Annotated in this window: 26 protein-coding genes and 1 pseudogene; 9 read left to right on the top strand and 18 right to left on the bottom strand. The window is 71.4% G+C overall.

Translation table 11 applies throughout. The features are described 5' to 3' along the window. Positions 1-63: 63 nt before the first annotated feature. Both FA743_RS20435 and FA743_RS03735 read left to right on the top strand, forming a co-directional pair. A pseudogene (locus FA743_RS20435) lies at positions 64-618 on the top strand (DUF4202 domain-containing protein); the annotation flags it as partial. Further along, on the top strand, positions 592-1335 hold the full coding sequence (locus tag FA743_RS03735) for a CbiX/SirB N-terminal domain-containing protein (protein WP_136884721.1): 744 nt from the start codon (positions 592-594) through the stop codon (positions 1333-1335). The pseudogene FA743_RS20435 and the gene FA743_RS03735, both read left to right, overlap by 27 nt. A 167-nt stretch (positions 1336-1502) precedes the next feature. Here the strand turns inward: FA743_RS03735 and FA743_RS03730 are convergent, their stop codons facing one another. After that, on the bottom strand, positions 1503-2219 hold the full coding sequence (locus tag FA743_RS03730; protein ID WP_136884539.1) for a GNAT family N-acetyltransferase: 717 nt from the start codon (positions 2217-2219) through the stop codon (positions 1503-1505). Then, on the bottom strand, positions 2219-2959 hold the full coding sequence (locus FA743_RS03725; RefSeq protein WP_136884538.1) for a competence/damage-inducible protein A: 741 nt from the start codon (positions 2957-2959) through the stop codon (positions 2219-2221). The genes FA743_RS03730 and FA743_RS03725 overlap by 1 nt, the downstream gene beginning before the upstream one ends. A gap of 110 nt (positions 2960-3069) precedes the next feature. Between FA743_RS03725 and map the strand changes: the two genes are divergently transcribed. Continuing rightward, positions 3070-3867, top strand: coding sequence for a type I methionyl aminopeptidase (map, locus tag FA743_RS03720; protein WP_136884537.1), 798 nt, complete (start codon positions 3070-3072; stop codon positions 3865-3867). 242 nt (positions 3868-4109) lie between these two features. Here the strand turns inward: map and FA743_RS03715 are convergent, their stop codons facing one another. Continuing rightward, positions 4110-4718: a YqgE/AlgH family protein gene (locus FA743_RS03715; RefSeq protein ID WP_136884536.1), complete on the bottom strand. Its 609-nt coding sequence runs from the start codon at positions 4716-4718 to the stop codon at positions 4110-4112. A gap of 106 nt (positions 4719-4824) precedes the next feature. On the opposite strand from FA743_RS03715, the gene FA743_RS03710 reads away from it, so the two are divergent. Beyond that, a complete protein-coding gene (locus tag FA743_RS03710) occupies positions 4825-5640 on the top strand; it encodes a protein-disulfide reductase DsbD domain-containing protein (protein ID WP_136884535.1) in 816 nt (271 codons plus the stop codon). Here FA743_RS03710 and FA743_RS03705 read toward each other — a convergent pair. From FA743_RS03705 to FA743_RS03685, 5 genes are all read right to left on the bottom strand, one after another. After that, entirely contained in the window at positions 5637-9023 is a 3387-nt protein-coding gene (locus tag FA743_RS03705) for an efflux RND transporter permease subunit (protein WP_246054820.1), read from the bottom strand. The two genes, FA743_RS03710 and FA743_RS03705, sit on opposite strands and share 4 nt — an antisense overlap. Beyond that, positions 9016-10365 carry an efflux RND transporter periplasmic adaptor subunit gene (locus FA743_RS03700; protein WP_136884534.1) on the bottom strand — a complete coding sequence of 450 codons (1350 nt, stop codon included), beginning with the start codon at positions 10363-10365 and terminating at the stop codon, positions 9016-9018. The genes FA743_RS03705 and FA743_RS03700 overlap by 8 nt, the downstream gene beginning before the upstream one ends. Before the next feature lie 66 nt (positions 10366-10431). Then, the gene (locus FA743_RS03695) at positions 10432-11259 is read right to left on the bottom strand and encodes a uracil-DNA glycosylase (RefSeq protein WP_246054834.1); all 828 of its coding nucleotides are present in this window, start codon (positions 11257-11259) and stop codon (positions 10432-10434) included. Between the two features lie 28 nt (positions 11260-11287). Next, complete coding sequence (locus tag FA743_RS03690; RefSeq protein ID WP_136884533.1) at positions 11288-12004, bottom strand: response regulator; 717 nt, start codon at positions 12002-12004, stop codon at positions 11288-11290. 7 nt (positions 12005-12011) lie between these two features. Continuing rightward, positions 12012-12530 (bottom strand): MarR family winged helix-turn-helix transcriptional regulator, encoded by a 519-nt coding sequence (locus FA743_RS03685; protein WP_246054819.1) that lies wholly within the window; start codon positions 12528-12530, stop codon positions 12012-12014. Positions 12531-12687: 157 nt separating this feature from the next. Between FA743_RS03685 and FA743_RS03680 the strand changes: the two genes are divergently transcribed. Continuing rightward, positions 12688-13554, top strand: a complete 867-nt coding sequence (locus tag FA743_RS03680; protein WP_136884532.1) for a branched-chain amino acid aminotransferase — start codon at positions 12688-12690, stop codon at positions 13552-13554. Positions 13555-13732: 178 nt separating this feature from the next. Here FA743_RS03680 and FA743_RS03675 read toward each other — a convergent pair whose 3' ends face one another. From FA743_RS03675 to FA743_RS20215, 9 genes are all read right to left on the bottom strand, one after another. Then, a complete protein-coding gene (locus FA743_RS03675; protein ID WP_136884531.1) occupies positions 13733-13921 on the bottom strand; it encodes a hypothetical protein in 189 nt (62 codons plus the stop codon). Positions 13922-14009: 88 nt separating this feature from the next. Beyond that, complete coding sequence (locus FA743_RS03670) at positions 14010-14474, bottom strand: PTS sugar transporter subunit IIA (RefSeq protein WP_136884530.1); 465 nt, start codon at positions 14472-14474, stop codon at positions 14010-14012. Positions 14475-14589: 115 nt separating this feature from the next. After that, positions 14590-15165 carry a ribosome hibernation-promoting factor, HPF/YfiA family gene (gene hpf / locus FA743_RS03665; protein WP_136884529.1) on the bottom strand — a complete coding sequence of 192 codons (576 nt, stop codon included), beginning with the start codon at positions 15163-15165 and terminating at the stop codon, positions 14590-14592. A gap of 198 nt (positions 15166-15363) precedes the next feature. Continuing rightward, positions 15364-16113 carry an LPS export ABC transporter ATP-binding protein gene (lptB, locus tag FA743_RS03660; protein ID WP_136884528.1) on the bottom strand — a complete coding sequence of 250 codons (750 nt, stop codon included), beginning with the start codon at positions 16111-16113 and terminating at the stop codon, positions 15364-15366. Continuing rightward, positions 16113-16607, bottom strand: a complete 495-nt coding sequence (gene lptA / locus FA743_RS03655) for a lipopolysaccharide transport periplasmic protein LptA (protein ID WP_136884717.1) — start codon at positions 16605-16607, stop codon at positions 16113-16115. Before lptA ends, lptB begins: the two co-directional genes overlap by 1 nt. Positions 16608-16659: 52 nt before the next feature. After that, positions 16660-17265, bottom strand: coding sequence for a hypothetical protein (locus FA743_RS03650; protein ID WP_136884527.1), 606 nt, complete (start codon positions 17263-17265; stop codon positions 16660-16662). 4 nt (positions 17266-17269) lie between these two features. Further along, positions 17270-18214, bottom strand: a complete 945-nt coding sequence (locus tag FA743_RS03645) for a KpsF/GutQ family sugar-phosphate isomerase (protein WP_136884526.1) — start codon at positions 18212-18214, stop codon at positions 17270-17272. Positions 18215-18339: 125 nt separating this feature from the next. Further along, a complete protein-coding gene (locus FA743_RS03640) occupies positions 18340-18954 on the bottom strand; it encodes a ribonuclease D (RefSeq protein ID WP_135313997.1) in 615 nt (204 codons plus the stop codon). 106 nt (positions 18955-19060) lie between these two features. Beyond that, entirely contained in the window at positions 19061-19345 is a 285-nt protein-coding gene (locus FA743_RS20215) for a DUF2218 domain-containing protein (protein WP_169308756.1), read from the bottom strand. Between the two features lie 190 nt (positions 19346-19535). Between FA743_RS20215 and FA743_RS03630 the strand changes: the two genes are divergently transcribed. The 4 genes from FA743_RS03630 to FA743_RS03615 all read left to right on the top strand — a co-directional run bounded on the left by FA743_RS03630 (position 19536) and on the right by FA743_RS03615 (position 23173). Then, positions 19536-20450, top strand: a complete 915-nt coding sequence (locus FA743_RS03630) for a siderophore ABC transporter substrate-binding protein (RefSeq protein WP_136884524.1) — start codon at positions 19536-19538, stop codon at positions 20448-20450. Beyond that, entirely contained in the window at positions 20450-21403 is a 954-nt protein-coding gene (locus FA743_RS03625) for an ABC transporter permease (RefSeq protein WP_136884523.1), read from the top strand. Before FA743_RS03630 ends, FA743_RS03625 begins: the two co-directional genes overlap by 1 nt. 91 nt (positions 21404-21494) lie before the next feature. Beyond that, on the top strand, positions 21495-22418 hold the full coding sequence (locus tag FA743_RS03620; protein ID WP_136884716.1) for an iron chelate uptake ABC transporter family permease subunit: 924 nt from the start codon (positions 21495-21497) through the stop codon (positions 22416-22418). Beyond that, a complete protein-coding gene (locus FA743_RS03615; protein WP_136884522.1) occupies positions 22415-23173 on the top strand; it encodes an iron ABC transporter ATP-binding protein in 759 nt (252 codons plus the stop codon). The genes FA743_RS03620 and FA743_RS03615 overlap by 4 nt, the downstream gene beginning before the upstream one ends. Before the next feature lie 194 nt (positions 23174-23367). Here the strand turns inward: FA743_RS03615 and FA743_RS03610 are convergent, their stop codons facing one another. Then, the gene (locus FA743_RS03610; RefSeq protein ID WP_136884521.1) at positions 23368-24321 is read right to left on the bottom strand and encodes an energy transducer TonB family protein; all 954 of its coding nucleotides are present in this window, start codon (positions 24319-24321) and stop codon (positions 23368-23370) included. Positions 24322-24323: the final 2 nt, after the last annotated feature.

Here is a 24323-nt window from a genome sequence, read left to right as displayed (position 1 = left end):
CCCCTTCCCCGCTTGCCACCCGTGCCCCGCCCGCGCATCCTGTCCCAAAGCCCGGAGACGCCCATGACCACACGCCTCGACCACGCCTTCACCGCCATCGACGCGGCCAATGCCCATGACCCGAACCTCGAGGATGGCCAGCCCGCGAACCTCCTCTATGGCCAGCGGATGACGGCGGAACAGCAGCGCCTGTTCCCGCAGGCCGACGACGTGCTGCGCATCGCCTGCCGCGGCCAGCATGTCGAACGCTGGACCCTGCCGCGCCGCGACTATCCGATGAACCGCCCCGGCTATCTGGCCTGGCGCCAGGAACAGGGCCGCCGCCATGCCGAGCGCATCGCGGGCATCATGGCGGATGCGGGCTACGACGCGGACGACATCGCCGCTGCCCGGCGCATGCTGACCAAGCAGGGCATCAAGCGCGACCCCCAGGTCCAGGCGCTGGAGGATGTCATCTGCTTCACCTTCATCCGCTGGTATCTGGGCGACTTCACCGCCGAGATGCCCGACGACAAGCTGCCCCGCATCCTGGAAAAGACCGCCCGCAAGATGTCCGCCGAGGGCCGCGCCCGCGCCTTGGCCGAATTCGACATGCCCGAGGCGCTGGCCGGCTACTTCCTTGAGGCCGAGCAGCCCAGGACCCTGACCCGCGCCGTCATCGTCTCGCATGGCCAGCCCGGCGATCCCGAACCCCAGCAGGCCGCCATCGAGGCGCTGGCGGCCGAGGTCGCCCGCCACTGCCCCGGAATCGAGGTCCTGGGCGCGACACTGGCCGCGCCCGACGCGCTGGCCCGCACCTGCCGCAGCGACTGCGTCGTCTATCCGATGTTCATGGCCGAGGGCTGGTTCACCGGCACCGAGCTGCCCCGCCGCCTGAGTGCCGCCGGCGCGCCGGGCGCCCATATCATGCGCCCCTTCGGCACCGACCCGAACCTGCCCGAGCTGCTGGTCGAGAAGACCCGCCAGGCGGCCGAGGGCCGGGGCTGGGACCTCGCCTCGGTCACGATCCTCCTGGCCGCGCATGGCTCGCAGCGCAGCCAGGCCAGCCATGACATTACCCGGGCGCTGGCCGACCGGCTGGCCCCGCAGGTCGCACGCGTCGTGCCGGGCTTCGTCGAACAGGAGCCCTTCCTGGCCGATGCGGCGAAAGGCCTCGACCGCGCCGTCAGCCTGCCCCTCTTCGCGCTGCGCGCCGAACATGTGCTGGACGACCTGCCGCACGCCCTGGATGCGGCGGGCTTCACCGGCCCGCGCCTGGATCCGATCGGCCTAGCCCCCGAGGTCCCCGCCATGATCGCGCGCTCCATCCTGACAGAGCTGGCGGCCCTGAAATGACCGGGCCGGCAGGATGCCGCCCGGGCCCCGGGACGGCGATTCTTCGGTAAGGGCGGGGACGGGCAAGCCTGACCGGCCCTGCCGGGCCGGGGTCGCCCCCGTCCGTGGCGCCCGGACCTGCGGTCCGGTCGCGCCCGCGCCGGACGGCCCGCGCCGGACGGATGGCCTCAGCGCCGATAATAGGCGTAGCTGCCCGCCACCGTGAACCCGAGCGCCTCGTAGGTGGCCCGCGCTGCCGAATTGGCATGGCTGACCGCCAGACCCATGCGGACGGCGCCCAGATCCGCGGCCCAGAACGCCGCCTGCCGCATCATCCATCCGGCCAGCCCCTGCCGGCGGAAGGCCGGCAGCACCTCCAGCGCGTGGACCATCGCCACGGGGCCGTGGACCGCCACGAAGCCCGCCCCGGCGGCCCGGTCGCGCAGGCGCCCCAGGATGGCGGCCTTGGGTCCGGTCACGCGGTCCATCACCGCCTGCCGGGCGGGGGTGATGCTGCCCGCCTCCCAGATCCGGCGCTGGATCGCCAGCGGCGGCCAGATCGCGAAGGCGGTCACCGGCGGCGGCCTGCGATCAGTCAACAGGGCCAGCGGCGCCTCCATGACCAACGTCGGGGTCTCGACGACATAGCCCCCCGCCGTCAGGGCGGCGATCGGCCCGGCCTCGTCGTCCCAGGCCCGGACCAGCGGCGGCTGGCCCCAGGCGGCCTGCTGCGCCTCGGCGGCGGCCAGATCGCCTGCATTCCACGGCCCGATGCCGCGCGCCGCACTGACCCGGCCCCCGGCCCCCAGGCCGCGCCCGACCAGCAGGCCACCGCAGCGCCGCGTCTCGGCGGGGGGCCAGGTCGCCTCGAAGGCGGCCTCCAGATCGGCGTCGGGCCGCGCCATCAGAGGCCGATCCGCTCCTTCAGCGCCGCCATCGCCTGATCCACCCGGGCCGCGTCCAGGCCGCGCACGACCAGGTTCGTGCCCCAGCCCGTGTCGTCGCGGAACGGATAGGATCCAAGCGACAGGTCCGCGAAGTCCCCGGCCACCGCCTGCAGATCCTCGGCCACATCGCTTTCGCCGCGCCGCACCTCGACCGACAGCGACATGACGGGACGCCCGCCCGGCAGGCGCGGGATCAGCCAGTCGACCATGCCGCGAAACACCTCGGGCACCCCGGCCATCACATGGGTCGCGCCGATGGAGAAGCCCGGCGCGGCCGAGACGGCATTGTCGATCAACGTGGCGCCCACGGGGATGCGGGCCATGCGCAGACGGTTCTCGGTCAGCGCCATCCCCATGCGGTCGCAGCGCTCCTGCAACAGGGCGCGGGCCTCGGGGTGGATCTCGACCGTGGTGCCATGAGCGGCGGCCACCGCGTCGGCGGTGATGTCGTCATGCGTGGGCCCGATCCCGCCCGAGGTGAACAGCAGGTCATAGCCGCCGCCCAAGGTGCCATCCAGCGCCCGGATCGCCGCCACGATGCGGTCGTGATCGTCCGAGACGACGCGGATCTCCTGCAGGTCGAAGCCGGTGGCGGTCAGCACCTGCGCCAGGTGATGGGCGTTGCCCTCGCGGGTGCGGCCCGACAGGATCTCGTCGCCGATGACAAGGATGGCGGCGGTGGGGTTGTCCGACTGCATGGCGGGGTCCGTGGCTTGGGGAAAGGATCCGCCTGTTCTATGCCCGCGCGAAGGGCTGGAACAAGTGGGCGCGCGCATCTATCTAGGTCGGCAGACAGAAAGGATCCGCGATGGACGACAGCCATATCACCAAGGAAGGCATCCGCATCCACATGCCGGGCGATTTCGCGGGCATGCGGGCGGCGGGGGCGCTGGCCGCGCAGGTCCTGGACGAGGTGGGCGCGCTGGTCGAACCCGGCACGACCACCGGCGCGCTGGACGATTTCATCACGCGTCGCGTGGCGGAACTGGGCGCGACCTCGGCCACGATCGGCTATCGCGGCTATCAGCATGCCAGCTGCATCAGCGTGAACCACGTCGTCTGCCACGGCATCCCCGGCGACAAGCTGCTGAAGGATGGCGACATCCTCAACATCGACGTGACGGTGATCCTGGACGGCTGGTTCGGCGACACCAGCCGCATGTATGTCGCGGGCCGCGCCTCGCTGAAGGCGCAGCGGCTGCTGCAGGTGACCCATGACGCGCTGATGGCGGGGATCGAGGCCGTGCGCCCCGGCGCCACGTTCGGCGATATCGGCGCCGCCATCCAGACCTATGCCGAGGACCGCCGCATGTCCGTCGTCCGCGACTTCTGCGGCCACGGCATCGGCAAGGTGTTCCACGCGCCGCCGAACGTGCTGCATTTCGGCCGCCCCGGCAAAGGCCCGCTGCTGGAAGAGGGCATGTTCTTCACCATCGAGCCGATGATCAACCTCGGCCGTCCCGAGACCAAGGTCTTGGCCGACGACTGGACGGCGGTCACCCGCGACAAGTCCCTGTCGGCGCAGTTCGAGCATTCCATCGGCGTCACCGCCACCGGCTGCGAGATCTTCACGCCCTCGGACCGGTTCTTTCCCGACATGACCTGAGGCCGGGTTGCGTCCCGCGACGGCCGGGGGCGCTTCGCCCCCCGGACCCCCCGAGGATACTTGAAGACCGAAGCTGGATCAGCCTCGGTTTGTCGGAAGCCCTTCGTTGTGTCCGGAGGCCGGCTCCCATCAGGGAAGGGGGGCACGCGACATACACCTCTTAGCCCGCTGCCTGCAGCGGTCCGGAAATATCCTCGGGGGGTCCGGGGGGCGAAGCGCCCCCGGCCGTCGCGGGACGCAGATCAGGCGCGGCCGGCGGCCGCCGACAGCAGGGACGGGTCGATGCCCTGGGCGCGGAGCGCGCGTTGCCACTTGTCCTCGTGGACCGGGTCGAAGATCAGGTCCTCGGCCCCCTCGCCGGTCAGCCAGCCATTGGCCAGCATCTCGGTCTCCAGCTGTCCCGGGCCCCAGCCCGCATAGCCCAAGGCCAGCACGGCGGGCTCGGGGCCGTTGCCCTGCGCCAGGTCGACCAGGATGTCGCGTGTCGTGGTCATCGCCAGCGCCTGGCCGATGCGCAGCCGGCCCTCGGGGTCGGTCCCGTGTTCCGAGACCTTGTGCAGCACGAAGCCCCGCCCGGGCTCGACCGGGCCACCGAAGCGCACCTCGACCGCGCGGCCGGCGCCCTCGGCCTCGATGCCCAACTGGTCCAGCAGCTCGTCGAAGCCGACCTCGGGCAAGGGCCGGTTCAGGACCAGACCCATCGCCCCTTCGTCCGAATGCGCGCAGATCAGCACCACCGAGCGGTCGAAGCGGGGATCGGCCATGCCCGGCATGGCGATCAGGATCTTGCCGGTCAGGTTCGCGGCGGCCTGGGGACCGAAGGCGGTGGATTGGGTTGGGATGCGGCTCATCATGGCTCCTTTTCGCTCCCAAGATCGGGCCTTGGCCCGACCGATGCAAGGCTTGCGCGGATTTGTGACTTTCCCCGCAGGCCGCCGGGCAGGTAAGGCTTGGGCCATGACCCATCCTTCTGCCCTCGCCCTCGCCCTTGCCCTGGCCGCCGGCCTCAGCCTGACGCCCTTGCCCGTCCTCGCGCAGGCGGACGACCTGCCGCCGGGGCTGGTCTCGGCCCGGCTGCTGCCCGGCTGGACCGATGCCGAGGGCAACCGCATCCTGGCCCTGGACCTGCAGCTGGCCCCGGGATGGAAGACCTATTGGCGCAGCCCCGGCGATACCGGCCTGCCGCCGCAATTCGAGTGGCAGGGCGCGGGCAACCTGGAGGGCGTCACCCTGCACTGGCCCGCCCCGCAGGCGATTCGCTCGGGCGAGGTGCTGGAGATGGGCTATCACGACCGCCTGATCCTGCCCTTCACCGCCCGGGCCACCGATCCGGACCAGCCGATGGACATCCGCGCCCAGATCGACCTGGGCCTGTGTGAGAACATCTGCGTGCCGGCCTTCCTGGACCTGCGGGCCCCGCCGGCGGAAGGCGCCACCGACCCCGCCATCGCCCGCGCGCTCGCGGCCGAGCCGGTGCGTCTGGACCTGCACCCCGCCTGCACGGTGACGCCGCTGGCCGACGGGCTGCGCGTGGCGATGGCCCTGCCGCCGGGCGAGGCCACCCTGGCCGCGATCGAGCTGACCGGCCAGCCCGAGATCTGGGTCTCGGGCGCCGAGATCGCGCAGACATCCGAGGGCGCGCAGGCGGTGGTCGAGATGGTCGGCCCCACGGCCGCGCCCTTCGATCTGGACCCGGCGGCTCTGCGCCTGACGGTCATCCCGGCGGACGGCACCCGCGCGACCGAAATGACCGGCTGCGCGCCGACAGGCTAGGCCACCCTTTTGCCGCGCCAGGCCTGCGCCAGACCCGCCCCCGCCACGATCGCGGCCAGCAGCCCCAGATAGGCGATCAGCGCCCCGCCCACCGACTCCGCGACCGGCCAGCCGCCGGGCAGGGTCCAGCCCATCGCGGGCGCCAGCGTCACCGGGCCCAGCACCGCGACCAGCCCCAGCCCCGCCGCCCATGCCGCGCCGCGCATCACGCCGCGCAGGGGCCCCGGGCGCAGGCTGCGGCGGAACCCCTGCCGGGCGCGGCCCAGATCCGCGCCCACCGCCAGCACCGCCGGCACGACCAGCAGCACCAGCACCATCCCGAAGCCCAGCCCATAGGCCAGCGTCACCACCGTGGGCTTCAAAAACAGCGCCTGCGAGGACCGCTCGTAGAGCAGCGGCGCCAGCCCCAGCACGGTGGTGGCCGTGGTCAGCAGCACCGGGCGGAACCGGTCGGCCACCGCGTCCAGGATCGCGGGCCGCAGCCCCCGGTCGCGTGCGTAGGCGTCGATGGTCGAGATCAGCACGATCGAATCGTTGATGATGATGCCGGACATCCCGATCAGCCCCACGACGGAAAACAGGCTCAGCGGCAGCTGCCAGGCCGCATGGCCCCAGACCGCGCCGATCAGCCCGAAGGGAATGACCGACATGACCACCAGCGGCCGGGCCCAGCTGGCGAAGATCCAGGCCAGCACCATGTAGATGCCCAGCAGCGCCAGGCCGAAGCCGATCAGCGCCTCGGTCAGGAACTCGCTTTCCTGCTGCGCCAGCCCGGTCACGTCATAGCCCACGCCGAACTCGGCGGCGATGTCGGGCAGCAGCCGGTCCTGCAGGTCGGCGGTGATCGCCGCCGCCCGGGCCGGATCGTCGCCCGAGATGTCGCCGGTGACCAGGATCATCCGGTCGCCGTTCTCGCGCCGCACGACCGAAAACCCGGCCTGGGTCGAGACCGTGACGATGTCGCCCAGGGGCACCCAGCCCCCGGCGGCGGTGCGCATCAGCATCCGGTCCAGGAAATCGGCACGGCGGTCGTCCTCGGCCAGCTCCACCGTGATGGCGCCGGTGCGGGTGCCCTCGGGCCAGGTCGCGGCCTCGATCCCGCCCAACCGCTGGCGCAGCTCGCGGGCCAGCCCCTCGGTGGTGAAGCCCAAGGCCTCGCCCTGCGGGGTCAGGCTCAGCGCCAGCTCGTCCTTGTCATAGTCCAGGCTGTCCTCCAGCGCCGACACCTCGGGGAAGACCGCCAGCCGCGCCTTGAGCGCTTCGGCCGCCGCCTTCAGCCCCTGCGCCTCCGCGCCGGTCATGCGGACCGAGATCGCGTCGCCCCCCGGTCCGGACCGTCCGCCGCGAAAGCTGATCGTCTCCAGCCGCGGGTCCGAGGGCATGGCCTCCTGCAGGGCCGAGACCAGCTCGAAGCTGGAATAGGGGCGGAAATCGGGGTCGATCAGCTCGATCTGCACCGCGCCCAGCAGGTCGGCATCCTTCGTCTCGGACCCGGGCAGCGGGCGCCCGGCATTGCCGCCGATCTGGGTCATCACATGGGTGACGGGGCTGATGCCGTATTCGGCCTCGTACTCGGCGGCGACCCCGTCCACGGCGGCCTGCACCAGCCCCATGACGCGCAGCGTGTCCTCGCGCGTGGCCCCCGCCAGCATGGCGAAATTCCCCGACACGCTGCCCTGTTCGGGCGCGTCGAAGAACCGCCACGGCACCTTGCCGGTCATCAGCGAGGCCACCGACCAGGACAGGCCGACCATCACCAGCGCCAGCACCGGATAGCGCGCCAGCAGCACCAGCCGCGTCAGGGGCCGGATCACCCCCGCCACGAACCTATCCAGCCACCGGTTCACGATGACCGAGGGGCGGTCGTACCACGCGTCGCGGGCCTGATGGGCCAGCGCATGGGCCATGTGGTTGGGCAGCACCAGGAAGCATTCCACCAGCGAGGCCGCCAGCACCAGGATCACCGTCAGCGGGATGTCGGCGACAAGCGACCCGAACTGCCCGCCGATCAGCACCAGCCCGGCAAAGGCGATGACCGTCGTCAGGGTCGAGGCCACGACCGGCGCGGCCATGGCGCGGGCCGCGCGCTCGGCGGCGACCCGGGGCGGCTCGCGCAGCTTGCGGGCGCGGTAATCGGCATGCTCGCCCACCACGATGGCATCGTCCACGATGATGCCCAGCGTCAGGATCAGCGCGAACAGCGAGATCATGTTGATCGTCATGCCCACCGCATGCATCAGCGCGACAGCCGCCAGCAGCGCCGCCGGGATGCCCGCCGCGACCCAGATCGCCGTGCGGGCGTTCAGGAACAGGAACAGCAGCCCCAGCACCAGCGCCAGCCCCAGAAGCGCATTGTCCAGAAGCAGCGACAGCCGGGCCGAGATCTGCTCGGCCCGGGCGCGGACCAGCTCTGCCGTCACGCCCTCGGGCAGGGTCGGGGCCAGCTGGTCCACCGCCTCCTGCACCGACTGCTGCATCCCGATCGCGTCGCCCGAGGCGCTGCGCTGGACCGAGACGGTGACCGCCGGGTGGCCCGCCACGAAATAGGCCACGCCCCGGTCGATGCCGGTGTCCGACACCCGCGCCACGTCGCCGATGGTCAGCTGCGTGCCGTCGGGCAGCGCAGCCAGGACCAGCGCCGCGACCTGGGCCGGGCTGCGCGTCTCGGCCCCCGTCCGCACGCGCGATCCGCCCTGCGCCACGTCGCCCGCGGGCGTGGGGGCCGCGGCGGCGGCGATGGTGGCGGCGATCTGTTCCAGCGTCACGTCATGGCGCACCAGATCGGCCATGCGCAGCTCGACCAGCGTCTCGGGCGCCGACAGGCCGGTGACGGTCAGCCGCGTCACGCCGCGCGCATAGAGCCTGCCGGTCAGGTCGTCCGCGATCCGGCCCAGCTGGTCCAGCCCCGCAGGACCCGAGATCACCACGTCGGTCACCGAATCGCGCCAGGCGCGGCGGGTGATCTCGGGGTCCTCGGTGCCCTCGGGCAGATCGCCCGCCCCGGCGATGGCGGTCTCGACCTCGCCCGTGGCGCGGGACATGTCCCAGTCCGGCTCGAATTCCAGGGTGATGCGGGCGGCGCCCTGGCTGGCCTGGCTTTCCGTCAGGGCCACCCCCTCGACCGCCATCAGCGCGGGCTCCAGCACCCCCACCACGGATCGGTCGACATCGTCAGCCCCCGCCCCGTCCCACCGGACCGAGACCTGGATCTGCTGCACCACCGTGTCGGGAAAGAACTGCGCCCGCAGGCGCGGCGCGGAATAGAGGCCCGCCACGACCATCACCGCCAGAAGCAGGTTGGCCAATGTGGCATGGCGCACGAAGAGGCCCAGAAGGCCCGGGCGGTCGGGCAGCCCGTCCCGGGCGGGCGGGCGCTCAGCCACGCGAGGCACCCTCGGGGCGTTCGACCCGCTGCTCGGGGCCCTGCATCGGCGCGGGCGGCGGGTCGGGTGTCTCGGTCACATCGCGCACCCGGATCCCGATGCCCAGCTGCGGGGCGCGTTCGGCCACGATCCGCGCCCCGGCCAGCGCGGGCGGCACCGCCACGACCAGATCGTCGCCCTGCCTCCGCAGCACGGTCACCGCCATCGCCGCCAGCCGCCCGTCCGCGCCCGCCACCAGAACCTCGCCCTGCGGCCCAAGCGCGGTGGCGGGCAGGATCGCCGCGCCCTCCAGCGCCGGCTCGGCGATGCGGGCGGTGACGAAATCGCCCGGGCGCAGCGCCCCGCCGCCCTCGGTCAGCCGCGCATAGACGATCCGCCCGGCCGAGCCTTCCGCGACCGAGGCCGCCGCCCGGTCCAGCCGCGCCCGCGCCGCCCTCTGCCCCGCGCTGCCGTCCAGCAGCAGGGTCACCTCCTGCGGCAGCAGCGCACCGTCCGGGCCCGCCAGCCGCGAGAACTGGTCCAGCGACAAAGGCATCTGCACCTCCAGCGCCTCGGGATCGATGATCGTGGCCAGCTGTTCGTTCAGGCTGACCAGCCCGCCCTCGACCGCCGTGACGGCGGTGACGCGGCCGTCGAACCCGGCGCGGATCTCGGTATCGGCCAATGCGCGCCGCGCCTCGGTCAGGGCGATCTCGGCCCGGCGCAGGGCGTTCTCGGCCGCCGTCACCGCGCTTTGCGCATCGGCCTGGGCCGCGCGGGCGGCGATCACCGTCTGCTGCGCGGTCGAGGCCGCCAGCTCCGCCGTCTCGCGGTCCAGGCTGGTGCCCAGGCCCCGCTCGGCCAGCTGGCCCTGCCGCGTGACGGCGGCCTCGCGCAGCTCGGCCTGGCGTTCGGCGGCGGCCAGATCCTCGGCGGCGATGTCCACGCGGCGGCGCACATCCGCCAGAGTGGCCTGCGCGTCGTCGCGTTCGGCCTGGCTGCTGTCCAGCGCCGCCTGCGCCGCCGCCGGGTCGATCCGCGCCAACAGCTGTCCCGCCACGACGACACCGCCCTCCTGCAAAGCCGCGTCCAGCTGCACGATCCGGCCCGAGGCCCCGGCCCGCAGCTGCAATTCGCGCCGCGTGCGGACCTGGCCAAAGACCTGCAGCACGGGCGCCACGGTGCCGGGCGTCAGCGTCACCAGCCTTGTGGCATAGACCTGCTCCTCGGCGGTGCGGGCGGGCCCGCCCCCCGCGCCGCGCTGGGCGGCCGCCTGCCACAGCTGGAACCCTGCCAAGAACAGCAGGGCCAGCGTCAGGAAGGTCAGGAACAGCCCCAGCAGGCTGCGTGTCAGGAATCGCATGGGATGGGCGCCTCATCGGGAGGACCGGGGGGAGGACCGGGATAGCGCATGATGGGGAAACGCAGCCTAAACGGAAAGCGATTCCAGCCGCGCCGCCAGCGACAACAGGTCGCCCCAGGCCTCGCGCTTGGCGGGCGGGTTGCGCAGCAGATAGGCCGGATGCGTCATCGGCAGCGCGGGACGGTCGAACGCCTGCACCCACTGCCCCCGCAGCCGAAGGATGCCCCGCCGGCCGATCGCGGCCTGGCACGAGATATTGCCCATCAGCACGATCACCTCGGGCGCGGCCAGCTGGATATGGCGGCGCAGGAAGGGCAGGCTCACGGCAATTTCATCCGCCGACGGATCGCGGTTGCCCGGCGGGCGCCAGGTCAGCACATTGGCGATATAGAGCGCGCGTTCGGCATCGACGGCGTCCCGGGCCAGCCCGATGGCCCCGAACATCCGGTCCAAGAGCTGCCCCGAGCGTCCCACGAAGGGACGGCCCTGCCGGTCCTCCTCGTCGCCCGGCGCCTCGCCCAGGATCAGGACGCGCGCCTTGGGATTGCCGTCGGAAAAGCAGAAATTCCGCGCGCCCTTCTTCAGCTCGATCCCGTCGAAGCCCTCCTGGGCTGCGGCCAGCGCCTCCAGGCTGTCGGCCCCCGCCGCCAGCGCCTCGGCCTGGGCCAGCCGGTCGGCCAGATCGTCGGGCGCCCCGCCCTCCAGCGTCAGGACCGGCGGTGTCTCGGGGGCGGCGGCGGCCGGCGGGGGCGCCGCGCGGGCAGGCAGGTCGAAGCGGTCCAGGGCCACGTCCATCAGGGGCACGTCCACGCCCATCTCAAGCTGCCAGTCCAGCAGCGCCAGCGCGGTCTCCGCGTCCAGCTCGATTCCCTGATATGTCGCCCGGTCCGTCACGGGCGGCACGCTAGGCCCTGAGGCGGCCCTAGTCCACCACCAGCATGTAGCCCGTGCCCCGCACCGTCTGCAGGAAGCGCGGCTCGCGCGGGTCGGGCTCGATCTTGCGGCGCAGGCGGGTGATCTGCACGTCGATGGCGCGCTCGCCGTTGTCCTCGTCGGGGCTGCCGCGGCCCAGATCCTCGATCAGCGCGGCCCGGCTGACGGGCTGGCCCCGGCTGGCCGCCAGCCGCCGCAGCAGCGCGGTCTCGGTGCCGGTCAGCCGCAGCGGCGCGTCGCCGTTCCACAATTCGCCCTTGTCGCTGTCATAGCGCAGCGCGCCAAGGGTCAGGAACTTGGGCTGGGCCAGCTCGACCACCGGCACGCGGCGCAGGATCGCCCCGATCCGCAGCAGCAGCTCGCGCGGCTCGAAGGGCTTGGCCAGGTAATCGTCGGCGCCGCTTTCCAGGCCGCTGATCCGGTCCTCGGTCTCGCCCTTGGCGGTCAGCAGCAGGATCGGCGTGTTCAGGCGGGTGCGCAGATGCCGGGTCAGGGCCAGACCGTCCTCTCCGGGCATCATCACATCCAGAACGATCAGGTCGAAATCCAGGCCCACCAGCAGCCGCCGGGCCTGCGCCGCGTCGCGGGCCATGGTGACCATGTAGCCGTTCTTGCGCAGGAACCGCCCCAGAAGCGCGCGGATGCGCTCGTCATCGTCGACGACCAGCAGATGCGTATCGGGCAGATGCGTCTCGGGGTGGGTCATGGGGGCCTCAGCGGTCGTCGGACAGGTCTTTCAGCGCCTGATACTGCGCCCGCGTCTCGGGGTCCATCATCGCTTCCAGCACCTGCCGGAACCCCGCCACGGCCTGCGGACCGGCATTGCGATAGGCCGCCCGCATCCGCGCCCGCTGCGCCTCGGACAGGCGCCGCTCCAGTGCGGTGCCCGCCGAGGTCAGGTGCAACTGGCGTTCGCGCCGGTCACGCCGGCCGATGCGGCTGTCGACCAGCCCGTCCTCTATCAGGGTCCGCAGAACCCGGTTCAGCGACTGCTTGGTCACCCCCAGCACCGCCAGCAGCGAGGTCACCGTCAGCCCCGGATCGCGATGGATGAAATGCAGGGCCCGGTGATGGGCACGGCCGTAATCCAGATCGGCCAGGATCAGGTCGGGATCGGCGGTGAAGGCGCGATAGGCGAAGAACATCGCCTCGATCCCCCGGCGCAGCTGGTCGTCGGTCAGGAACAGCAGATCCTCGCCCACCATCGCCTGAATGCGCGCCTTGTCCTGCATGCCGTCCCCGCGTTTTTCGCTGCCGCCCGATATGGCAGCCTTGTTGACTTTCTAAGCGCTGATTGCTAGCCGTCAAGCATCTTGCGTAACAAACATGCCAAATCCGCCCTGACAGACGCAAGAATCGCAAAAACGGGCGGCGGATGGAGACAAGAAGATGCTGGCTTACGACGATCGCGACGGCAAGATCTGGATGGACGGAGACCTGGTCGACTGGCGCGACGCCAAGGTGCATGTCCTGACGCATGCGATGCATTACGCAAGCTCGGTCTTCGAGGGCGAGCGCTGCTATGACGGCAAGATCTTCAAGGGCCACGAGCATTCGCTGCGCCTGCTGGAATCGGGCCGGCTGCTGGACATGCCGATCCCCTACACCGCCGACCAGATCGACGCCGCCAAGGAAGCCGTGCTGAAGGCCAACGGCTTCGACAACGCCTATGTGCGCGTCGTCGCCTGGCGCGGGTCGGGGCTGGACATGGGCGTCTCGGCGGCCAGGAACCCGGTCTGCATGGCGGTGGCCGCATGGGAATGGGGCAGCTATTACGGCGATGCGAAATGGCAGGGCGCGAAACTGGACGTGGCCAAGTGGAAGCGCCCCTCGCCCGAGACCATCCCCACCGCCGCCAAGGCCGCCGGCCTCTACATGATCTGCACCATGTCCAAGCACGCCGCCGAGGCCAAGGGCTGCTCGGACGCGCTGTTCATGGACTGGGAGGGCTACGTGGCCGAGGCCACCGGCGCCAACATCTTCTTCGTGCGCGACGGCGAGATCCACACGCCGCTGGCCGACCGCTTCCTGAACGGAATCACCCGCCAGACCATCGTCGAGATGCTCAAGGGCAAGGGCTATACCGTCCACGAGCGCCGCATCCTGCCCGAGGAACTGGAAAGTTTCCAGGAATGCTGGCTGACTGGCACCGCCGCCGAGGTGACCCCGGTGGGCCAGATCGGCGACTGGCATTTCCAGGTGGGCCAGATCACCCGCGACGTGGCCGAAAGCTACGAGGCCCTCGTCCGTACCTGATGCCAGACGCCGCAGGGGGCTCCGCCCCCATCGCGTTCCGCGATCCCCCCGGGATATTTGAGGACCAATGCAGGCATAAGGTGCCGCCTCTGCATTGGTCCGGAAATATCCTCGGGGGGAAAGCGCGGCACGCGCTTGGGGGGCGGAAAGCCCCCCTCTTGCGACCCCAGTGGTGGGCTCAGTCGGTTCCGGTGCGGGCGATGCGCAGGTATTCGGCGGCCTTGCGCGCTGCGTCCGCCCGGGGCTTGGGGCGGGTCTGCAGCGCAAGGGTGCTGGGATGGGGTCGGTCCGCCCGATCCTGGCGCAGGAATGCAGCCAGTTTCGACGCGCCGCGGGTACGGGGTTGGTCCGTCAGATGCCGGGTCATGGGAAAAGCCCTCCTGGGAATGTCTTCCTTCCTCCTATATAGGACCGATCCGGACCGAATTGAACCCCCTGCGGGCCCCTCCCCCGGATCAGGCCGCCTTGATGCCCTGCGCGGCGGACAGGACGGCATGCAGCGCGACCGGGTCGTCATTGGCCCGCAGCTTGGCGCGCAGGTCCTGATCGCGCAGCGTGCGCGAGACCAGCGCCAGCGCCTTGAGATGGTCCACGCCGCTGCTTTCGGGGGCCAGAAGCGCGAAGACCAGATCGACCGGCTGGCGGTCGACCGCATCGAAATCCAGCGCCTTGTCCAGCCGCAGGAACAGCCCCGCGACCTTGTCCAGCCCGTGCAGCCGGGCATGCGGCAGCGCCACCCCCTGCCCCACGCCGGTCGGCCCCAGGCTCTCGCGCTCCTGCAGGGCGTCCAGCACTTCCGAGGCGTTCAGCCCGTATTCGGCATGGGCCAGATCGGCCAGCTCCTGGAACAGGCGCTTCTTCGAGGTGACCTGCCCCAGAGAGCGCACCGCCCCGGGCCGGAGGATTTCAGCTAGCTGCATCGCGTCATGTCTTTCCCAAGCTGTCCGCCCCCCGATGGCAAGATCGGAGGGCGGCGCGTCACGTCGGATCCCGGATGTCGGATCCCGGGCGGGGCAAGGCTCAGCCGTCGGGGGCTCAGCCGTTGCCGCGCGGGTCGATCCATCCCACATTGCCGTCATCGCGGCGATGGACGACGTTGACGCCGCCATGTTTCTCGTTGCGGAACACCAGAAGCGGCGTTCCCGACAGTTCCATCTGCATCACCGCATCGCCCACCGACAGGGTGGGAACGCGGCTTTCCATCTCGGCGATGATGATCGGCTCCAGGCTGCCGTCCCGGGCCTCCGCATCCTCGTCCTCGGCGGCCAGCACATAGCTGTCGGCCTGCCCGAAGACAACCGGCTCGACGCGTTCGCGGTGGTGATCCTTCAGGCGGCGCTTGTAGCGGCGCAGCTGCTTGTCCATCTTTTCGCGGCAGGCCTCGAAGGCGGCATAGATGTCGTTGGCCGCCCCGCGCGCCTGTACGTTGAGGCCCGTGGACAGGTGCACCACGCTGTCGCACAGGAACTGATGCGCGTCCTTCGAGAAGGTCACGGCGGCATCCGTCGGACGCTGCGAGTATTTCTCGATCGTCTCGCCCAGTTCGGTCTTCACATGCGTGCTGAGGGCATCCCCGACATCGATCTGTTTTCCGCTGATGGTGTAGCGCATCGTCATTCCTCTTCGGTTGACCATTTTCGCCGCGCCGGCCCGTTCGGATGCCGGCAAGGGCGGAAACGGGTAGGACGGGCGCCAGAGCCGCGCCCGCATGTCTCAATTTGGTGACAGCTGGCCGGGGATGTCAACGGGCCACCGAAGCCCGTGACGCGGATTTGCGGACGGCCCCCGGCGGGCCGTTCGGCACGGCCCTCAGGCCATGGTGAAGCTGTCGCCCAGATAGACCTCGCGCACGCGGGGATCGGCCACGATCTGGTCGGTCGTGCCCGACATCAGCACATGCCCGTCATGCAGGATATAGGCCCGGTCGACGATTCCCAGGGTCTCGCGCACGTTGTGATCGGTGATCAGCACGCCGATGCCCCGCGATTTCAGCGCATGGACCAGGGTGCGGATCTCGCCCACGGCGATCGGATCGACGCCGGCGAAGGGCTCGTCCAGCAGCAGGAAGCCCGGATCCGAGGCCAGGCAGCGCGCGATCTCGACCCGCCGCCGCTCGCCGCCCGACAAGGCCAGCGCCGAGGCGTTGCGCAGATGGGTGATCGAGAAATCCGCCAGCAGCTCCTCCAGCCGGTCGCGCCGGTGGCGGGGATCGTCCAGCGCGACCTCCAGCACGGCCATGATGTTCTGCTCGACCGTCAGCCCGCGAAAGATCGACATCTCCTGCGGCAGATAGCCGATGCCCAGCCGGGCGCGGCGGAACATCGGCAGGCGGGTGGCATCGCGCCCGTCGATCAGCACCTGCCCCGCATCCGGCGCCACCAGCCCGGCGATGCAGTAGAAGCACGTGGTCTTTCCCGAGCCGTTCGGCCCCAGAAGCGCCACGACCTCGCCGCGCCGCAGGGTCACCGACACGTCGCGGATCACGGGTCGGTTGCGATAGGACTTGCGCAGGCCCCGGACATCCAGCCCGTCGCCCGGCCCGGCGGGCCCGCGCCGCATCACGGGGTTCCCGGCTGCAGGACCGAGCGCACGCGCCCCTGCACCTGCGCCGCCCCGGTCGCCAGATTGACGGTCATGCGGTCGCCCGACAGCACATTGCCGCCCTGGCTCAGCAGCACGTCGCCGGTCAGCACCACGCTGCCCTCCGCCACGTCATAGACCGCCTGCTGCGCCTCGGCCGCATCCTCGCCCGAGACCAGCGTGACATTGCCGATGGCCGTCAGCGACCGGATGCGCTCCTGCCCGCCCTCGGCATAGTCCACGGTGACCTCGTCCGCCGACAGGCGCATCTCGCCCTGCCCGATGACCACATTGCCCGAAAACAGCGCGCTGCCATCGGTCTGGTCGACCGTCAGGTTGTCCGCCGCGACCTCGACCGGGGCCGAGACATCGGCCCGCATCCCCCCGAAGGCGGTGGTCTGCGCGAAGGCGGGCCCGGTCAAGGCAAGCCAGGCCGATGTCAGCGTCAGGGCGATCATCAGGGGGCGAAGCATCATCGGATCCTCGATCGGGTCGGGGCCGCAACGGGCCGGGAAAGGACAGGTCTCAGGGCTGGTATATCAGACGCACGCCGTCCGAGAAATTCAAGATTGACCCCGGGGCCGGGGCACCCTCCGGGGCCGCTTCGGCGCTGCGGGGCGCCAGGCGCATCTGCCCGGCGGTGATCCGGCCGAAAGGCGCCTGCGCCTCGATCCCCTGGGTCGCGGTGATGACCGAAGCATCGAGATGCGCCTCGATCCGCGCGGCATCCAGCTGCCAGCCGGAACTGGTGGTCATCCGCACGCCGCCCTCCAGCCGCACCTGCCCCTCGGCCAGCCCGCCCTGCGGCGCCGTCAGCCGGGCGCTGAGGTCTCCGTCCGCGCCGCCCGGCCGCTGCCAGTCCAGCTGCAGATCGCCCGCCGCCCCGCCGCCCTCCGCAGGCGTCGCCTGCGCCGCGCGCAGCGACAGGCGGGCGCCATCGGGCGTGACGGCGCTGTAATCGGGGGCGACGATGCGCCCCTCGCGGGCGGCGGCCTCGGCCTCGACCTCGGCATAGGGGATGCGCGATTCGGTGTCCGAGCGGCGCGAGAACAGGAACATCGTCGACAGCATGACCAGGGCCACCAGCGGCAGCAGCACCCTCAGCCAGCGGACGATGCGGGTGCGGCTCACCGGATCAGACCAGCCCGGCGCGCAGGCAGTCGTGGATGTGCAGGATGCCGCAGGGGCGCCCGTCCGTCACGGCGAAGAGACAGGTGATCTTGCGGTCCTGCATCTGGGCCAGCGCGGCCCCGGCCAGCGCCTCGGGGCCGATGGTGCGCGGCGCGGGCGTCATCACCGCCGCCGCGTCCAGATCCAGCAGCCCCTGCATGTGGCGCCGCAGGTCGCCGTCGGTGATGATGCCCACCAGCCGGCCCTGATCGTCCACGACCCCGGTCACGCCATAGCCCTTCTGGCTGATCACCAGCAGCGCCTCGGACATGGGTGCGTGCAGACCCACCAGCGGCAGGTCGGCATGCATCAGGTCGCCCACCTTGGCCAGCAGCGCGCCCAGCTTGCCGCCCGGATGGAAGGTGCGGAAATGTTCGGGGGTGAAGCGGCGATGCTCCATCATCGCGATGGCCAGCGCGTCGCCCAAGGCCAGGGTCATGGTGGTCGAGGTGGTGGGCACGATCCCGTTCCCGCAGGCCTCGGCGGCGGCGGGCAGGGCCAACGCGATGTCGGCCTGCCGCATCAGCGTCGAATCGGGTCGCGCCGCCACCCCGATCAGCGGGATCGAGAACCGCCGCGTATGGGCGATCAGATCGGCCAGTTCGGGCGTCTCGCCGCTGTTGGACAGCACCAGCGCCAGATCGGCGGCGGTGACCATGCCCAGATCGCCATGGCTCGCCTCGGCGGGATGGACGAACTGCGCCGGCGTCCCGGTCGAGGCCAGCGTCGCCGCGATCTTGCGCCCGACATGGCCCGACTTGCCCATGCCCGACACGATCACCCGGCCCTTGACCGCCAGCATCATCTCGACCGCGCGCGAGAACGCATCCCCAAGGCCGGCCGACAGGGCCTGCAGCCCCGCGGCCTCGACATCGATCACCCGCCGCCCCGTCTCGATGAAATCCGCCACGTGCCTGCTCCTGCTTTGGTCCGCAAATATCCTCAGGGGTCAGCCAGAGGTTCGCCATCGGTTCAAGAACCGCTGGCTGACGGGGGCGAAGCGCCCCCGGTCACCGCCCCCGGCCAAACCCGGCCTCAGTGACGAAAGATGTCGCTCTCGTCGCCCCAGCCCAGCAGGTCCAGATGGGCACGGGCGGGCAGAAAGTCAAAGCAGGCCTGCGCCAGCCCCAGCCGGTTCTCGCGCTTCAGGCGCTCTTCCAGCACCTCCTTCAGCTTGTGCAGGTGCAGCACATCGGATGCCGCATATTCCAGCTGGGCGTCCGACAGGTCGGCCGCGCCCCAGTCGCTGGTCTGCTGCTGCTTGCTGACATCGACGCCGACCAGCTCCTGCAGCAGCACCTTCAGCCCGTGCCGGTCGGTGAAGGTCCGCACCAGCTTGGAGGCGATCTTGGTGCACCACACCGGAGAGGTCACGACCCCGAAGGCATTCTCCAGCGCCGCCACGTCGAAGCGACCGAAATGGAACAGCTTCAGCACCTTGGGATCGGTCAGCAACTTCGTCAGGTTCGGCGCCTCGGTCTGGCCGCGGTCGATCTGCACCAGATGCGCCTCGCCGTCGCCCGAGGACATCTGCACCAGGCACAGCCGGTCGCGGCGCGGGTCCAGGCCCATCGTCTCGGTGTCGATGGCCACGACCGGGCCCAGAACCAGATCGTCGGGAAGGTCGTTGGGATACAGATGGATGCTCATCGCCGGTCCTGCCTTGGTGGTTGGCCGACCCGTCGGGGCCGGCTGCCTTGGCGCCCCTCTGACCAGAAACCGGCCCGCCGATCCAGCGAAATTCGCGTGAAGCGGCTCAGGCGGGCTGCCAGGTCAGGGCGCCCGGGTCCTCGCGATGGGCAAAGCGCAGCAGATGGCGCTCGACCACGTCGCGCAGGCGCTCCAGCGCCTCGGCATCCGACGCCTGCAGCGCCAGACGCAGGGCGCCGTCGCGCAGGTCGATCTGCGCGTCGCCCATCGGAAAGCCCAGCACCGCCTGCCGGTCGTCGACGGCCACGGGGATCTTGTGGCCGAAATGCTTGGCCATGGTCCCCATCAGGGCCGGGCCGCGAGAGGTCGGGAAATCGGCGGTCATCCGCATGACGGGGCACGTCCTTCGCAAGGGGTTCGGGCTGCCCTTAGAATGGCCGATGCAAACAGTCAACAAATCTGGGCAATATTCCGACAAAAACACCCGGATATCTTGCCCTCCCGTCGGGGGCGCGTTAACCCGGCCCTGCGTGAAGCCAAGCCGACAGCCACACGCCATGACCCCTTCGAAAGGATCTGCCATGCGTCGCATCGCGCTGTCCGGCCTTCTGGCCGCCACCCTCGCCTCCCTTCCGCTGGCCACGCTGGCGCAAGAGGTCACCCTCGACACCGCGCAGGGGCCCGTCACCCTGCCCGCCACGCCCCGCTCGGTCGCGGTCTATGACATGGCCGCGCTGGACACGTTGCAGGCCTTCGACGTGGTGCCCACCGGCACCATCGACCGCATCCTGGTCCCGGCCCTGCAGGACGCCGCCCCCGGCGCCACGCCGGTCGGCACGCTCTTCGAGCCCGATCTGGAGGCGCTGGCCGCGCTGGCCCCCGATCTGGTGATCGTGGGCGGACGCTCGATGACGCAGCTGGCGGCGGTCGGTCAGGTCGCGCCGGCCATCGACATGTCCCTGGGGCCGGATCTGCTGGCCGATGCCCGCGCCCGCATCACCGCCTATGGCACGCTGTTCGACATGAGCGACCGCGCCGCCGAGATGACCGCCACGCTGGACAGCCGGCTGGAAGATCTGCGCGACGCCGCCGAGGGGCAGGGCAGCGCGCTGATCGTGATGACCAACGGGCCCAAGATGTCGGCCTATGGCGCCGGCTCGCGCTTTGGCTGGATCTTCGACGCGACCGGCCTGACCGAGGCCGTGCCGGGTCTGGACGATGCCAGCCACGGCCAGGCCATCAGCCATGAATTCATCGCCGAGGCCGATCCCGACTGGCTGCTGGTCATCGACCGGGGCGCGGCCATCGGCGCGGACGGCGCGGGCGCGACCGAGACGCTGGCCTCGGCCCTGGTCGAGGGCACGACCGCTTGGCAGCAGGATCAGGTGATCCTGCTGGATCCGGCGGCAACCTATATCTCGGCCGGGGGCTATGGCTCGATGATCGGGACGCTGGACCTGCTGACCGAAGCCCTGTCGGACGGCACCGACAGCTGATGCGCCTGCTGCCCGCCCTGTCATCGGCGCTTCTGGCGCTGATGCTGGCCAGCCTGACCGTGGGGGCCGCCCAGGTCGACCTGCGCGCCGTCTTCCGCGACCCGCAGGCCATGCTGGTCCTGCTGGAATCGCGGCTGCCGCGCACGCTGGCGGTGGCCCTGACCGGGGCCGCGCTGTCGGTGGCGGGCGTGCTGATCCAGGCGCTGGTCAGGAACCGCTTCGTGGGCCCCGACACCTCGGGTACCGCCGAGGGCGCGGCCTTGGGCCTGCTGGCCATCACCATCCTCTGGCCCTCCAGCCCGCTCTGGCTGCGCATGATCGCGGCCAGCCTGTCGGCGATGGTCACGACCGCGCTGTTCCTGGCCGTGATCCGCCGGTTGCCGGTGCGCGAGGTGATGCTGGTCCCGATCGCGGGGCTGGTGCTGTCGGGAGTGCTGGGATCGGTCGTCACCTTCGTGGGCTGGCAGACCGACCTGATGCAATATGTCGGCACCTGGCTGATGAGCGGCGAGTTCTCGGGCGTCATCTCAGGCCGCTACGAGCTTCTCTGGATCGCCGCCCTGGCCGCCGGGCTGGCTTGGTTCTCGGCCGACCGCTTCGCCATCCTGGGCCTGGGCGATCAGGTGGCCACCGGGCTGGGCCTGTCCACGGCGGCGGTCATGCGTCTGGGGCTGGCGGTGGTGTCGATGGTCACCGCGATGGTGGTGACGACGGTGGGCATGATCCCCTTCGTGGGCCTCGTGGTCCCCAATCTGGTCGCCCGCGTGATGGGCGACAACCTGCGCGCCTCGCTGCCGGTGGTGGGGCTGGCGGGCGCGGTGCTGGTGCTGGCCTGCGATCTGCTGGGCCGCCTGGTCATCCGCCCCTACGAGATCCCCGCCGGGGTGATCCTGGGCGTGCTGGGCGCCGTGCTGTTCCTTGTGCTTCTGCATCGCAGGCCCGCCCATGGATAGCCGCGCGCTGGACCCCGGGATCGCCGCCCGCCGCCCCGAGGCCGCCGCGGGCCCCGCCCCCGACCGCCGCCCGGCGCTGATCCTGGGCGGCATGGCGCTGCTGCTGGCGCTGCTGGCGGCGGTCTGGATGCTGCAGGGCCTGGGGCCGGGCAATCGCGGCTTCATCCTGGGCCTGCGCGCCACCAAGCTGGCGGCGCTGGTCACGGTGGCGGTGGCGGTGGGCGTCTCGACCATCCTCTTCCAGACAGTGGCGGCGAACCGGGTGCTGACGCCCTCGATCATGGGCTTCGATGCGCTTTATGTCCTGCTGCAGACGGTGCTGGTCATCACCCTGGGCGGCGCGGGCCTGGTGGGCCTGCCGCCCGGCGCGAAGTTCCTGGCCGAGATCGCGGTGATGTCCGCGCTGGCCGCAACGCTGTTCGGCACGCTGCTGCTGCGCGGCGCGCGCGACGTGCCGCGCATGATCCTGACCGGGGTGATCCTGGGCGTGCTGTTCCGGTCGGTCTCGGGGTTCCTGGGGCGGATCATGGATCCCAACGAATTCGCCGTGGTGCAATCGGTCAGCTTCGCCAGCTTCAACCGGGTGGACGCGACGCTGCTGCCTTTGGCCATGGCGGTGACCGCGCTGGCCGTGGCACTGGCCTGGCGGATGTCGGCGCGGCTGGATGTGCTGGCCTTGGGCCGCGATCCGGCGGTGTCTTTGGGGCTGGCCCATCGCGGGGTGACGCTGGCCGTGCTGGCGCTGGTCGCGGTGCTGGTCTCGGTCTCGACCGCGCTGGTCGGGCCGGTGGCCTTCTTCGGGCTGATCGTGGCGGGGCTGGCGCATGGGCTGATGCGGACCGCCGCCCATGCGGTGCTGCTGCCCGCGGCCGGGCTGTCGGCGGCGATCCTGCTGGTCGGCGGCCAGTGGCTCTTCGAGCGCCAGCTGGGCCAGGCCGCCACCCTGTCGGTGGTGGTCGAGTTCGCGGGCGGGCTGTTCTTCCTCTATCTGCTGCTGAAGGGACGCATCCGATGATCCAGATCGACCAGGTCAGCCACCAGATCGGCGGCACGCCGATCCTGCACGACATCTCGACCACGCTGCCCAAGGGGCGGCTGACCGCGCTGATCGGCCCCAATGGCGCCGGCAAGTCGACCCTGCTGCGCCTGATCGGGCGGCTGGAGCCCCTGCAGGCGGGCCGCATCACCGTGGCGGGCCATGATGTCGCCACCACCCCCACCGACCGGCTGGCCCGGGTCATGGCCATCCTGGGCCAGCAGACCGCCATCGCCAGCCGCCTGCGCCTGTCCGAGTTGGTGGCCTTCGGCCGTTGGCCCCATCACAAGGGCCGCCCCGGCCCCGCCGACCGCGCCCGCGTGACGCAGGCGCTGGAGGCCTTCGCGCTGGCCCCGCTGGCGCATCGCTTCCTGGACGAGGTCTCGGGCGGGCAGGCGCAGCGCGCCCATATCGCCATGGCCTTCGCGCAGGACACCGACTGGCTGCTGCTGGACGAGCCGTTGAACAACCTGGACATGGCCCATGCCCGCGCCCTGATGAGCCGGCTGCGCGCGCTGGTCGACCACGCGGGCCGCAGCGTCGCCATGGTCGTGCACGAGATCAACTATGCCGCGGCCTGGGCCGATCATGTCATCGCCATGAAGGACGGGCGCGTGATCGCCGAGGGCCCGGCGGCGGAGGTGCTGACCGAGGCGCTGCTGTCGGATCTCTACGATGCGCCGATCCGGGTGGGGCAGCATCTGGGCCGGCCCCTGGTCCTGCACCACGTCTGATCGCGGGACGGCACAGGCCGGACCGGGGGCTTCGCGCCCCCGGACCCCCGCGGGATATTTTTGCCAAGATGAAAGGGGCGGGGTCAAAGATGGGCCGCATTCGGCCGTGCCGGGGCCGAGCTTTGACCCCGCCTGAGACCTTTGTGCGAGGGCGGCCGTCCCTGGTCGGGGCGCCCTTCCGCCTGCCGGGCGGGTTATTGCAGGGTGAAGGGCGTGGTGAAGGTATGCGTGGCGTCGGTGACGGCGGCGGGGGCGGCGGGGCAGGCGCGCAGGCGCTGCGCGGTGCGGACCACCTGCCCGTCGACCCGGGCATCGCCGGTTCCCGAGATCAGCGTGGCGCCCTGCACGCGGCCGTTCCGGGCGATCGAGATGTTCACCACGATCCGGCCTCCCCGGGCGCCCGACACGCGCGAGAATTGCCGGCCGATGCAGGTGGCGATCTGGGCGGTCCATTGCGCCATCGCGCTGGCCCGCGTCTCGGCGCGGACCCCGCCCCCGCCGCCGCCCGCGCTGCTGCGCTGCGACTGGCCGCCCTCGCCCGCGCGTTGGGCGGGTTGCGCCTGCGCGGGGGCCTCGCGCGCGGGCTGCGGGGCGGGTGCGGCGGCGCGGCGGGGTTCGGGCTCGGGCTCGGGTCGGGGCTGGCGCGCGGGGCGCCGGTCGGGGCGGGACGACGCCTCCAGCGCCAGGGGCGAAGCCACTTCGATGGTGGGCGGGGTCAGCTGCTGCAGCTCGGGCAGGTCCAGCTCCGCGGGCTCGATCGGATCGGGTTCGGGCTCGGGGGCCACCGGCTCGGGCGGCGGCGGCAGGTTGGGCTGGGTCGGCGCCGGGTCGGGCGGCGCCAGGGGGGGCGCAGCGAGCGGGGCTGGGGCGGATTCGGGCGCCGGCTCCGCAGGCGGCGGCGCCGGTTCGGGCTGCGGCTGCGGTTCCGTCGCGGCGATCTCGGGGGCGGTCTCGGTCTCGGGCGGCGACTCCCAGGCCTCGACCATCGCGCGGATCTCCTCGCCACCGGCGGACAGCGCGGCGGGCGGGGCCTCGGCGGCGTCGCCGCGCTCCAGCCGGTCGGACAGCATGATGGCCGCCGCCGAGACATGCAGCGCGGCGGCGATGGTGAAGAAACCCGCGGTTTCCAGGGTGCGGCGCGTGATCATGC

The sequence above is a fragment of the Paracoccus gahaiensis genome, assembly GCF_005048225.1.
Taxonomy (GTDB): domain Bacteria; phylum Pseudomonadota; class Alphaproteobacteria; order Rhodobacterales; family Rhodobacteraceae; genus Paracoccus; species Paracoccus gahaiensis.
This window is presented reverse-complemented; position numbering and strand designations above follow the sequence as displayed.

Bases quoted from the DNA above. Each gene is read 5' to 3' on its own strand.
- FA743_RS03735 (WP_136884721.1), top strand. From the start codon at position 592: ATGCCCGAGGCGCTGGCCGGCTACTTCCTTGAGGCCGAGCAGCCCAGG.
- FA743_RS03730 (WP_136884539.1), bottom strand. From the start codon at position 2,219: ATGGCGCGGCCCGACGCCGATCTGGAGGCCGCCTTCGAGGCGACCTGG.
- FA743_RS03725 (WP_136884538.1), bottom strand. From the start codon at position 2,959: ATGCAGTCGGACAACCCCACCGCCGCCATCCTTGTCATCGGCGACGAG.
- map (WP_136884537.1), top strand. From the start codon at position 3,070: ATGGACGACAGCCATATCACCAAGGAAGGCATCCGCATCCACATGCCG.
- FA743_RS03715 (WP_136884536.1), bottom strand. From the start codon at position 4,718: ATGAGCCGCATCCCAACCCAATCCACCGCCTTCGGTCCCCAGGCCGCC.
- FA743_RS03710 (WP_136884535.1), top strand. From the start codon at position 4,825: ATGACCCATCCTTCTGCCCTCGCCCTCGCCCTTGCCCTGGCCGCCGGC.
- FA743_RS03700 (WP_136884534.1), bottom strand. From the start codon at position 10,365: ATGCGATTCCTGACACGCAGCCTGCTGGGGCTGTTCCTGACCTTCCTG.
- FA743_RS03690 (WP_136884533.1), bottom strand. From the start codon at position 12,004: ATGACCCACCCCGAGACGCATCTGCCCGATACGCATCTGCTGGTCGTC.
- FA743_RS03685 (WP_246054819.1), bottom strand. From the start codon at position 12,530: ATGCAGGACAAGGCGCGCATTCAGGCGATGGTGGGCGAGGATCTGCTG.
- FA743_RS03680 (WP_136884532.1), top strand. From the start codon at position 12,688: ATGCTGGCTTACGACGATCGCGACGGCAAGATCTGGATGGACGGAGAC.
- FA743_RS03675 (WP_136884531.1), bottom strand. From the start codon at position 13,921: ATGACCCGGCATCTGACGGACCAACCCCGTACCCGCGGCGCGTCGAAA.
- FA743_RS03670 (WP_136884530.1), bottom strand. From the start codon at position 14,474: ATGCAGCTAGCTGAAATCCTCCGGCCCGGGGCGGTGCGCTCTCTGGGG.
- hpf (WP_136884529.1), bottom strand. From the start codon at position 15,165: ATGCGCTACACCATCAGCGGAAAACAGATCGATGTCGGGGATGCCCTC.
- lptB (WP_136884528.1), bottom strand. From the start codon at position 16,113: ATGCGGCGCGGGCCCGCCGGGCCGGGCGACGGGCTGGATGTCCGGGGC.
- lptA (WP_136884717.1), bottom strand. From the start codon at position 16,607: ATGCTTCGCCCCCTGATGATCGCCCTGACGCTGACATCGGCCTGGCTT.
- FA743_RS03640 (WP_135313997.1), bottom strand. From the start codon at position 18,954: ATGAGCATCCATCTGTATCCCAACGACCTTCCCGACGATCTGGTTCTG.
- FA743_RS20215 (WP_169308756.1), bottom strand. From the start codon at position 19,345: ATGCGGATGACCGCCGATTTCCCGACCTCTCGCGGCCCGGCCCTGATG.
- FA743_RS03630 (WP_136884524.1), top strand. From the start codon at position 19,536: ATGCGTCGCATCGCGCTGTCCGGCCTTCTGGCCGCCACCCTCGCCTCC.
- FA743_RS03625 (WP_136884523.1), top strand. From the start codon at position 20,450: ATGCGCCTGCTGCCCGCCCTGTCATCGGCGCTTCTGGCGCTGATGCTG.
- FA743_RS03620 (WP_136884716.1), top strand. From the start codon at position 21,495: ATGGCGCTGCTGCTGGCGCTGCTGGCGGCGGTCTGGATGCTGCAGGGC.
- FA743_RS03615 (WP_136884522.1), top strand. From the start codon at position 22,415: ATGATCCAGATCGACCAGGTCAGCCACCAGATCGGCGGCACGCCGATC.
- FA743_RS03610 (WP_136884521.1), bottom strand. From the start codon at position 24,321: ATGATCACGCGCCGCACCCTGGAAACCGCGGGTTTCTTCACCATCGCC.